At 71.3% G+C, this 10,968-nt stretch carries 8 protein-coding genes; 2 read left to right on the top strand and 6 right to left on the bottom strand.

The annotated features are described in order from the left end of the window. Nucleotides 1-105: 105 nt before the first annotated feature. The 5 genes from ilvC to ACFW9D_RS24455 all read right to left on the bottom strand — a co-directional run bounded on the left by ilvC (nt 106) and on the right by ACFW9D_RS24455 (nt 8,189). A complete protein-coding gene (gene ilvC / locus ACFW9D_RS24475) occupies nt 106-1,107 on the bottom strand; it encodes a ketol-acid reductoisomerase (protein WP_188336712.1) in 1,002 nt (333 codons plus the stop codon). Between the two features lie 127 nt (nt 1,108-1,234). After that, the gene (gene ilvN / locus ACFW9D_RS24470) at nt 1,235-1,759 is read right to left on the bottom strand and encodes an acetolactate synthase small subunit (protein WP_188336713.1); all 525 of its coding nucleotides are present in this window, start codon (nt 1,757-1,759) and stop codon (nt 1,235-1,237) included. A 28-nt stretch (nt 1,760-1,787) separates the two neighbouring features. Continuing rightward, nucleotides 1,788-3,638, bottom strand: a complete 1,851-nt coding sequence (locus ACFW9D_RS24465) for an acetolactate synthase large subunit (protein ID WP_188336714.1) — start codon at nt 3,636-3,638, stop codon at nt 1,788-1,790. A gap of 266 nt (nt 3,639-3,904) precedes the next feature. Beyond that, nucleotides 3,905-6,685: a putative bifunctional diguanylate cyclase/phosphodiesterase gene (locus ACFW9D_RS24460; protein ID WP_384624814.1), complete on the bottom strand. Its 2,781-nt coding sequence runs from the start codon at nt 6,683-6,685 to the stop codon at nt 3,905-3,907. Between the two features lie 565 nt (nt 6,686-7,250). After that, complete coding sequence (locus ACFW9D_RS24455; protein WP_384624768.1) at nt 7,251-8,189, bottom strand: 2-hydroxyacid dehydrogenase; 939 nt, start codon at nt 8,187-8,189, stop codon at nt 7,251-7,253. Between the two features lie 75 nt (nt 8,190-8,264). On the opposite strand from ACFW9D_RS24455, the gene ACFW9D_RS24450 reads away from it, so the two are divergent. Beyond that, nucleotides 8,265-9,266, top strand: coding sequence for an aldo/keto reductase (locus tag ACFW9D_RS24450; protein WP_384624811.1), 1,002 nt, complete (start codon nt 8,265-8,267; stop codon nt 9,264-9,266). A gap of 86 nt (nt 9,267-9,352) precedes the next feature. Next, nucleotides 9,353-10,522, top strand: coding sequence for a PQQ-dependent sugar dehydrogenase (locus ACFW9D_RS24445; protein ID WP_384624765.1), 1,170 nt, complete (start codon nt 9,353-9,355; stop codon nt 10,520-10,522). Here the strand turns inward: ACFW9D_RS24445 and ACFW9D_RS24440 are convergent. Further along, complete coding sequence (locus ACFW9D_RS24440) at nt 10,515-10,766, bottom strand: DUF6191 domain-containing protein (protein ID WP_384624762.1); 252 nt, start codon at nt 10,764-10,766, stop codon at nt 10,515-10,517. The genes ACFW9D_RS24445 and ACFW9D_RS24440 overlap by 8 nt on opposite strands. Nucleotides 10,767-10,968 lie beyond the last annotated feature (202 nt).

Genomic DNA, 10,968 nt, shown 5'->3' with positions numbered 1-10,968 from the left:
CCCTGTATGCATCACCGGGCGGGGGGGGGAGGGTTTGTAAACCCGTGTGGAGGTCCGTGGGCCACGGGGGCCGCGGCGTGTGCCGCGCCCCCGTTCCACGAAGGCTTACGCCTCTTCGTCGTTCACCCAGCTCATGAGCTTGCGCAGCTCCTTGCCGGTGGTCTCCAGGAGGTGCTTCTCGTCCTGGGTCTTGTACTCGTTGTACTTCTTCAGGCCGCCGTGGTACTCGGCCATCCACTCCTTGGCGAAGGTGCCGTCCTGGATCTCGGCGAGGACCTTCTTCATCTCGGCCTTGGTGGCGTCCGTGATGATGCGCGGGCCGGTGATGTAGTCGCCCCACTCGGCGGTCTCGGAGACCGACCAGCGCATCTTCTCCAGGCCGCCCTCGTACATCAGGTCGACGATGAGCTTCAGCTCGTGGAGGCACTCGAAGTACGCGATCTCCGGCTGGTAGCCGGCCTCGGTCAGCGTCTCGAAGCCCGCCTTGACCAGCGCGGCGGTACCACCGCACAGGACGGCCTGCTCACCGAACAGGTCGGTCTCGGTCTCCTCGGTGAAGGTCGTCTTGATGACGCCGGCGCGGGTGCCGCCGATGCCCTTCGCGTAGGAGAGGGCGAGCTCGAAGCCCTTGCCCGTGGCGTCCTGCTCGACGGCCGCGATGCAGGGGACGCCGCGACCCTCCTCGTACTGGCGGCGCACCAGGTGACCCGGGCCCTTGGGGGCGACCATGGCGACGTCCACACCGGCCGGGGGCTTGATGAAGCCGTAGCGGATGTTCAGGCCGTGGCCGAAGAACAGCGCGTCGCCGTCCTTCAGGTTGTCCTTGATGGACTCCTCGTAGACCTGGGCCTGGATCGGGTCCGGGACCAGGATCATGATGACGTCGGCCTCGGCGGCGGCCTCGGACGGCGTCACCACGCGCAGGCCCTGCTCCTCGGCCTTGGCCTTGGACTTGGAGCCCTCGTGCAGACCGACGCGGACGTCGACGCCCGAGTCGCGCAGGGACAGCGCGTGGGCGTGGCCCTGGGAGCCGTAGCCGATCACCGCGACCTTGCGGTTCTGGATGATGGACAGGTCGGCGTCGTCGTCGTAGAACAGCTCGGCCACTGGGGTTCTCCTTGGTGTGCTGGTGTTGCGTCCCACCGTACGGCGGGAGAAGGACGGGAAGTTGTCAGGTCTCGCGATGCGAGCAGCCGGGCCGCGCGCGACGGGTGCGCGCGGCCGGCGGGGTGCCTCAGGCGCTCCGGTCGAGCGCGCGCAGGCTGCGGTCGGTGATGGAGCGCGAACCGCGGCCGATGGCGATGGTGCCGGACTGGACGAGCTCCTTGATGCCGAAGGGCTCCAGCATCTTGAGCATGGCCTCCAGCTTGTCACTCGATCCGGTGGCCTCGATGGTGACGGCCTCGGGCGAGACGTCGACCGTCTTGGCGCGGAACAGCTGGACGATCTCGACGATCTGCGAGCGGGTCTCGTTGTCGGCGCGGACCTTGGCGAGGACGAGCTCGCGCGCGACGGCGGCGCCCGGCTCCAGCTCGACGATCTTCAGGACGTTGACCAGCTTGTTGAGCTGCTTGGTGACCTGCTCGAGCGGGAGGTCCTCGACGTTCACCACGATGGTGATGCGGGAGATGTCGGGGTGCTCGGTGATGCCGACGGCGAGCGAGTCGATGTTGAAGCCGCGGCGCGAGAAGAGGGCCGTGATCCGGGCCAGGACACCGGGCTTGTTCTCGACCAGGACGGAGAGCGTGTGCTTGGACATTTCGATGGCCTCTTAGAGTCTCTCTCGCTCAGTCGTCTTCGTTGTCGCCGAAGTCCGGGCGGACGTCCCGGGCGGCCATGATCTCGTCGTTCGAGGTGCCGGCGGCGACCATCGGCCACACCATGGCGTCCTCGTGGACGATGAAGTCGATCACGACGGGGCGGTCGTTGATCGAGTTCGCCTCCTCGATGACCTTGTCGAGGTCCTCGGGGCGCTCGCAGCGGATCGAGTAGCAGCCCATGGCCTCGGACAGCTTCACGAAGTCCGGGACGCGCGTGCCCTTGTTGGGCGGGGTGTCGCCGTCCGGGCCCGCGTGGAGCACGGTGTTCGAGTAGCGCTGGTTGTAGAACAGGGTCTGCCACTGGCGGACCATCCCGAGCGCGCCGTTGTTGATGACGGCGACCTTGATCGGGATGTTGTTCAGGGCGCAGGTGGTGAGCTCCTGATTGGTCATCTGGAAGCAGCCGTCGCCGTCGATCGCCCAGACCGGCTTGTCCGGCGCGCCGGCCTTGGCGCCCATCGCGGCGGGGACCGCGTAGCCCATGGTCCCGGCGCCGCCCGAGTTCAGCCAGGTGGCCGGGCGCTCGTACTTGATGAAGTGCGCGGCCCACATCTGGTGCTGGCCGACGCCCGCGGCGAAGATCGTGTCGGCCGGGGCGAGCTGGCCGATCCGCTCGATGACCTGCTGCGGGGACAGCGAGCCGTCCGCCGGCTGGTCGTAGCCGAGGGGGTAGGTGTCGCGCCAGCGCGACAGGTCCTTCCACCAGGCGCTGTAGTCGCCCTTGTGGCCGTCCGCGTGCTCCTTCTGGACCGCCTGGATCAGGTCGGCGATGACCTCGCGGGCGTCACCGACGATCGGCACGTCGGCCTCGCGGTTCTTGCCGATCTCCGCGGGGTCGATGTCGGCGTGGACGATCTTGGCGAAGGGGGCGAAGCTGTCCAGCTTGCCGGTGACGCGGTCGTCGAAGCGGGCTCCGAGGGCGACGATCAGGTCGGCCTTCTGCAGCGCGGTGACGGCGGTGACCGCACCGTGCATGCCCGGCATTCCCACGTGCAGCGGGTGGCTGTCGGGGAACGCGCCGAGCGCCATCAGGGTGGTGGTGACGGGCGCTTCGGTGAGCTCGGCGAGGACCTTGAGCTCCTGGGTGGCGTTGGCCTTGAGGACACCGCCGCCCACGTAGAGGACGGGCCGCTTCGCACCCGTGATCAGCTTCGCGGCCTCGCGGATCTGCTTGGCGTGCGGCTTGGTCACCGGGCGGTAGCCGGGCAGGTCGGTCTGCGGCGGCCACGTGAAGGTCGTCTGCGCCTGCAGCGCGTCCTTCGCGATGTCGACGAGGACGGGGCCCGGACGGCCGGTCGAGGCGATGTGGAACGCCTCGGCGATCGTCTTGGGGATGTCCTCGGCCTTGGTGACCAGGAAGTTGTGCTTGGTGATCGGCATGGTGATGCCGACGATGTCCGCCTCCTGGAAGGCGTCCGTACCGATCGCCTTGGAGGCGACCTGGCCGGTGATCGCGACGATCGGCACCGAGTCGAGGTGCGCGTCGGCGATCGGGGTGACCAGGTTGGTGGCGCCGGGACCCGAAGTCGCCATGCACACACCGACCTTGCCGGTGGCCTGCGCGTAGCCGACGGCCGCGTGGCCCGCACCCTGCTCGTGCCGCACGAGGATGTGGCGGACCCGCGTGGAGTCCATCATCGGGTCGTACGCGGGAAGGATCGCACCGCCGGGAATGCCGAATACGGTGTCGGCCCCGACCTCCTCAAGCGAGCGAATGAGGGACTTCGCACCCGTGACGTGCTCGACGGGGGCGGACTGCTGTCCTCCGGAACGGGGCCGCGGCTGCGGATGGTGGGCCCCGGTGGCCTGCTCGGTCATCGGCTTCTCTTCTCGATGCTGAGGGTTTTTGCGAGGGTTGTGCGGGTTTCTTACACAGTGCGGTGCGGGGTGCGACGGTTCCGAATCGGCACTGGTGCAACAAAAAACCCCTCGTGCCGTGAGGCAAGCGAGGGGAGCGCGCCGGATACGGTCGCTGGGGATTCCGGTGTTCGGACCGGTGGGTCCCAGCTTCAGCCGACGCGCTTTCCAAGTACGAGAATTCGGGTGCGCATGGCATTGACCTTCCCCCCGGCGCGCCATATGTGTCAAGTAGGTGGGACGGGGGTCTCATTATGTGAACGGGACGCCGGTACGCCCGCGAACACGGGCTCGGCGGGACCGGCCGGGACCGGGTACTCCCCCGAGGCCAGCGCGCGGCGCAGCCGGTACTCGTCGAGCGGCCCCGAGAACGCCATGCCCTGCCCGTGGGTGCAGCCCATCGCCCGCAGCGCGACGACCTGCTCGGGCAGGTCGACCCCGTCCGCCACGGAGGCCAGGCCGAGGTCCCCGGCGATCCGCAGCAGCCCGCTGGTGATCTTGTGCAGCCGCGCGGACTCGACGACGCCCTCCACGAGCGAGCGGTCGAGCTTGAGCATGTCGACGGGGAGTCTGCGCAGCGCCGTGATGGCCGCGTAGCCGCTGCCGAAGCCGTCGAGGGCGATCCGGACCCCGAGCCGGCGCAGGCCCGTCAGACGCCGCTCCAGCTCGTCCAGGGGCACTCTGGGGTCGCTGTCGGCCAGCTCGATGACGAGCGCCCCGGAGGGCAGCCCGTGCCGGGTCAGGAGGGCCTCCACGGAGCCGAGCGGCATCGACCGGTCCAGGAGGCGGCGGGCGCCGATCCGGACGACGACCGGGGCGGCATGGCCGCTGCGGCCGCGCTCGGCGGCCTGGGCGACCGCCTCCTCCAGCATCCAGCGGCCCAGCTCCGCCGTCTTCTCGCCGTCCTCGGCGACCCGGAGGAACTCGGCGGGGGTGAAGAGGATGCCCTGCGAGGAGCGCCAGCGGGCCTGTGCGGCGACGGCGGTGATCCGGCCGTCCTCGAGCGACACCACGGGCTGGTGCAGCAGCGCGAACTCGCCCTCGTGGAGTGCGGAGCGCAGCCGGCCCGCGAGCTCGGCCTTCCGGACCACGTCGGCCTGCATCTGCGGGGCGTACAGCTCGACGCGGCCCTTGCCGGTGGCCTTGGCGCGGTACATCGCGAGGTCCGCGTTGCGCAGGAGCTCGCCCGCGGTGATGTCGGGCTCGGCGAAGGCCACTCCGATGGAGGCGGCCACCCGGACGTCCTGATGCCCGTCGATCGCGTAGGGCTGGGACAGCGTGACCCTGAGCCGGTCGGCCAGCTCGTAGATGTGCTGCTCCCGCGCGGAGTGGTCCCGTCCGCCGTCGCCGACGATCAGCGCGGCGAACTCGTCGCCGCCGAGCCGGGCCGCGGTGTCCGAGGCACGGACGGAGTCGGCGAGCCGGCGGGCGGCCTGGACGAGCAGCTCGTCGCCCGCCTGGTGGCCGATGGTGTCGTTGACCTGCTTGAAGCCGTCGAGGTCGATGAAGAGCACGGCGGTGCCGCGGTCGCTGGCCCGGCGCCCGGTGAGGGCGAGGCCGACCCGCTTGGTGAACAGTGACCGGTTGGGCAGGTCGGTGAGCGGGTCGTGCTCCGCGTTGTGCTGCAGCTGCGCCTGGAGGCGGACCCGCTCGGTCACGTCCCTGCTGTTGAGGATCAGGCCGCCGTGGTGGCGGTTGACCGTCGACTCCACGTTCAGCCAGGCCCCGGCGCCGGAGCGGAAGCGGCACTCGATGCGGGTGGTGGGCTCCTCGACGGCGCTGGCCGCGAGGAAGCGGCGGATCTCGTGCACCACGCGCCCGAGGTCCTCGGGATGGATGATCGAGGCGAGCTCGGAGCCGACGAGGTCGTCGGCCTCCCGCCCGTAGACCCCGGCGGCCGCGGGGCTGACGTAACGGAGGATCCCGTTGGGAGCGGCAATCATGATGACGTCGCTGGAGCCCTGGACGAGCGAGCGGAAGTGGTTCTCCTTCTGGGCCAGCTCCTGGGTCAGCGTGATGTTGTCGAGCAGCATGATGCCCTGGCGCACGACGAGGGCCAGGACGACGGTGCAGGCCGTGAAGAGCACGATCCGGTCGACGCTGTGGCCGCTCAGCACGTTGTAGAGGATGCCCAGCGTGCAGACGGCGGCGGCCAGGTACGGGGTGAGCGCGGCGAGCGAGCCGGACATGGGGCGGGTGTGCCCGAGCTGGTACCGCGCGGGGGCGGGCCCCTGCCCCTGGTGCGGCACCCGCGGGCCAGCGCCGTCGCTCTTCCTGTGCCCCACCCAGGGCGCGTGCGCGAGCAGCAGCGAGCCGGCGAACCAGCCGGCGTCGAGGATCTCCCCGGAGCGGTAACTGGCGTGCAGGAGCGGCGAGGTGAACAAGGCGTCGCACATCACGGTGAGGGCGAGGGCGCCGATCGCCGTGTTGACCGCCGTGCGGTTGCCGGGCGAGCGGCGGAAGTGCAGGGCGAGGACCATGCTGACGAGAACGATGTCGAGCAGCGGGTACGCGAGCGAGAGCGCGGTGCGGCTGACGCTCTGCCCCTCGGACTCGGCGGTGTGCGCGAGGGCCAGGCTCCAGGAGAGCGTGACGAGGGACCCGGCGATGAGCCAGGCGTCGAGCGCGAGGCAGATCCAGCCGGCCTTGGTCACGGGCCGCTTGGCGAGGACGAGCAGGCCGATGATCGCGGGCGGCGCGAAGCAGAGGAAGAACAGATCGGCGAGGCTCGGGGTGGGCACCTCGATCCGCAGGACGAACTCGTACCAGCCCCACACCCCGTTCCCCAGCGAGGCCATCAGGGAGGAGCAGGCGAAGAGGAGCCAGGCGGGCTTGAAGCGGCTGTGGCGGCTGCGCGCGTAGAGGAAGTTCGACACGGCGGCGGTGGCCGCGGCGAGGCTCAGGCCGAAGTCGCCCATGAACAGGGCCACTCGCTCGGATCCCCAGCCCAGCAGTGATCCCGTGGCGAAGGCCGCGCAGACGAGGGCGAGCGCCAACTGGACACCCATGACGCGGCCGCGCTCCGGGGCGCGGGCCGGGAGCGGTGCGCCGGGGTGCAGTGCGGCGCCCAGCGTGGTCGGCGGCGACGGGTGGGCGGTCACCGGGCCGCCTCGGTCCGTCGGGCCGGGCCGGCGTCCCTCTGACCCGGACCGGGGTGCGGGTGCCGCCGGCGGCCCGTCCGCAGGCTGCCGCGGCACGCAGGCTTCGTGCGGCAGGCCGGACTTCGTCCGTGCATGGGTGTGCTGGAGGGTCGCCGTCGGCGGCCCCGCCGCGTCGGATCGTTCGCCCATAGGCCGTACATCGCCCGTCGCCCCCCTCGCAGTCCGTCACTCGTCCCCGGCGCCGTACGTCGCACGGCGCTGCCCCAGTCGGGACGATACACCAGACTCGTCACTCAGGGACATAGTCTCTCTACTCTCCGTGACGACCAGCGACGATGCGCGCACGGGGCGGAGCCGGGCGGGCGCGGAGCGTGTGCGCCCGACGGCGGGCGGCCGCACGGGAGTTGTCCGTGGGGCCGGTGGTGCTCCGGTCGACCGGTGAGACGGGCGGGGCCGCTCGGGTCGGCCGGGGTCAGCCGGTGGTGAAGACGACGTTCTCGAGCGGCTCCCCCGCCGCGAACCGCGTGAGCTGCGCGGCCATCAGCCGCTTCGCGCGCGGCAGGAAGGCGGACGTGGGTCCGCCCACGTGCGGCGAGACGAGCACTCCCGGAGCCTGCCACAACGGGTGCTCCCGGGGCAGCGGTTCGGGATCGGTGACGTCGAGCGCCGCCGTGATGCGGCCGCTCTCCAGCTCCTTGAGCAGCGCCTCGGTGTCCACGACGGGACCGCGCCCGACGTTGACGAGCAGGGCCCCGTCCTTCATCCGGGACAGGAAGTCCGCGTTCACGAGACCGCGGGTGTCCTCGGTGAGCGGGGTGACCACGACGACCACGTCGGCCTCGGGGAGCAGGGCGGGCAGGTCGGTGAGCGGGTGCACGGGGCCGCGCTCCGTCGTGCGGGCGGAGCGCGCGATGCGCGCCACCCGCGCGACCTCGAAGGGCACGAGCCGGTCCTCGACGGCGGAGCCGATCGCTCCGTAGCCCACGATCAGGACGTTCTTGTCCGCGAGGGCGGGCCGGAATCCGCCGCGCCACTCGCCGCGGTCCTGGCCGCGCACGAAGTCGGGGATCCCGCGCAGCGAGGCGAGGATCAGGGTGAGCGCCAGCTCGGCCGTGCTGGCGTCGTGCACCCCGCGCGCGTTGCACAACTGCACGCCGGACGGCAGGTGCGGGAGCCCGGCCTGCACGTGGTCGACGCCGGCGGACAGGGTCTGCACGGCCCGGAGCGAGGACATCAGCGGCATCGGACGGGTGCCGACGCCCGGCGGCTTCATGTACGGGACGACGTAGAAGGCGCAGTCCGCGGGGTCGGCGGGAAAGTCCGGTTCACCGTTCCAGTAGCGGTAGTCGAGGCCTTCGGGGAGACCCGGGATCTCGTCGGCGGGGAACGGCAGCCATACATCACCAGTCATGTCAGGAGGCTATGTCAGACGCGTCGGGAGGCAGAGGTTAGGTTGGTGGCCGAAGACAGGGAGGGTCACGGGCAGGTGGAGCGCAAGGCGATCGGCGCGGCGGCGCTCGAGGTGGGTGCTGTCGGACTGGGCTGTATGCCGATGAGCTGGGCGTACACCGGCTCGCGGCAGCGCGGCGAGGAATCCCTGCGGACCGTGCACGCCGCGCTGGACCGGGGATGTTCGCTTCTCGACACCGCCGACATGTACGGGCCGTTCACCAACGAGCTGTTGCTCGGGCGGGTGTTGAAGGAACGGCGGGCGGACGCCTTCGTCTCGACGAAGGTGGGGCTGCTCGTGGGTGAGCAGCACATCGTGGCCAACGGGCGCCCGGGGTACGTCAGGCGGGCGTGCGACGCGTCGCTGCGGCGGCTGCAGACGGACGTGATCGATCTGTACCAGCTGCATCGCGCGGATCCCGAGGTGCCGGTCGAGGAGACCTGGGGCGCGATGGCGGAACTGGTGAGCGCGGGCAAGGTGCGTTCGCTCGGCCTGTGCGCGGTGGGGGCCAGGGCCGCGCGGCGCGGCGGACGGGCCGGGCTGCATGCGGGAACGATCCGCCAACTGGAGCGGATCCAGCAGGTGTTCCCGGTGAGCTCGGTGATGGCCGAACTGTCGGTGTGGTCCACCGAGGCGCTGGAGACGCTGCTGCCGTGGTGCGCGGCGCGGGGCGTCGGGTTCCTCGCGGCGATGCCGTTGGGCAACGGGTTCCTGTCCGGCACGCTGACGCCGGGGCAGGGCTTCGAGCCGGACGACCTGCGGGCCCGGCACCCCCGCTTCACCGCGGAGATGATGGCCGCGAACCAGCCGGTCGTGGCGGGGCTGCGCCGGGTCGCGGCCCGGCACGGAGCGGACGTGACGCCCGCGCAGGTGGCGCTGGCCTGGGTTCTCGCGCAGGGTCCGAACGTGGTGCCGGTGCCGGGGGCCAAGCACGAGCGCTGGGCGGTGGAGAACGCGGCGGCGGCCGGGCTGGTGCTGACGGACGCGGATCTGGCGGAGATCGCCGGCCTGCCGGCCGCGCTGGGATCGTGGGACTGAGTCCGGGAACCGGGTTCGGGAACCTGGACGGCGCGAGCGGTGTATGAACGGTAGAACCGTGGCGACGAAGGGACCTGATCGTGATCGTGCAACGTCAAGCTGTGCGGCCCGCGTTGGCCGGGGCCGCCTGCGCGGCGCTCCTGCTCACGGCCGGCTGCTCGTCCGGGGACGGGGGGCCGAAGCAGGACCGGGGCAGCACGTCGGCCCCGAGCCGCTCGAGCGACGCCGAGAGCACGGCGCCGACGGGTGACGTACCGCCCGCGAAGGGCTCGGTGAATGTGCTGCGAACGGTGGCCACCGGCCTCGACACGCCCTGGGGCCTGGCCCCGCTGCCCGAGGGCGACCTGCTGGTCTCCTCGCGCGACAAGGGCACGCTCACCCGGGTCGCCCCCGGGACGGGGAAGAAGACGACGGTCGGCTCGGTGCCCGGGGTGGCCCCGGCCGGCGAGGGCGGCCTGCTCGGCATCGCCCTCTCCCCTTCCTACGCCTCGGACCACATGGTCTACGCGTACTTCACGACGGAGTCGGACAACCGCATCGCGCGGATGATCTACGACGAGAAGAAGCCGGCCGGTGAGCAACTGGGCGCTCCGGACACGGTGTTCAGAGGCATCCCCAAGGGGACGAACCACAACGGCGGGCGGATCGCCTTCGGCCCGGACGGCATGCTCTACGTGGGCACGGGCGAGACGTACAAGACCGAGCTGGCGCAGGACAAGAAGTCCACGGGCGGCAAGACCCTGCGCCTGACCCCGGACGGCGAGCCGGCCCCGGGCAACCCGTTCGGGAACTCGCCGGTGTATTCGTACGGGCACCGCAATGTACAGGGTCTCGCCTGGGACAAGGACAAGCGGATGTGGGCCTCGGAGTTCGGCCAGGACACCTGGGACGAGCTGAACCACATCGTGGCGGGGGGAAACTACGGCTGGCCGGACGCCGAGGGTAAGGCCGGCAAGTCCGGCTACCGGGACCCGATCGCCGAGTGGCACACAGCTGACGCCTCCCCCAGCGGGATCGCCTGGCAGAAGGGGTCGATCTGGATGGCGGGGCTGCGGGGCGAGCGGCTGTGGCGCATCCCGCTGGACGGAGCAAAGGCGGCGCACGAGCCGCAGGCCTTCCTCCAGAAGGAGTACGGGCGGCTGCGCACCGTGGTCGCCGCCGGCGGCGACAAGCTGTGGGTGACCACGAGCAACACGGACGGGCGGGGGTCACCGGGCAAGGAGGACGACCGGATTCTGGAGCTGAGAGTCAGCTGACCTCGGCGTCGTCGTCGGCCGGGTCCGCGCTGTCGGGTCCGTCGGACCGGTCGGCCTGGTCGTCCGCCGTCGCGGGCTCCTCCTGGTGGGGCGGGCGGACGACGACCTTGCCGGAGGAGAGGTCTATCGGGCCGCGGCCCGGGTCCCCGTCGTTCAGGTCGACCCGGGTCAGCTCCAGGCGCTTGCGCTCCTCGTCGGTGTGCCGGCGACTGGGGGCGAACAGGTCCTCGAGCGGGTTGAACACTGCGCCTCCAGAGGGACCGGCCGAGTCTCCCGTCCAGCGTACGGCAGCCGGTCCCGGGCCGGTCAGCCCGCGGCTCGGGGCGGGGCGGCCACGGGGCGCGCGGGGAAGAGCTGCAGCCGGTGGGCCAGGGCGGCCGCCTCGCCGCGGCCGGCGACGCCCAGCTTGGCCAGGATGTTCGAGACGTGGACGCTGGCGGTCTTCG

This window comes from Streptomyces sp. NPDC059524, assembly GCF_042749255.1.
Classification (GTDB): domain Bacteria; phylum Actinomycetota; class Actinomycetes; order Streptomycetales; family Streptomycetaceae; genus Streptomyces; species Streptomyces xanthii.
The sequence above is the reverse complement of the archived record's forward strand: the minus strand, read 5'-3'. Positions and strand labels throughout refer to the sequence as shown.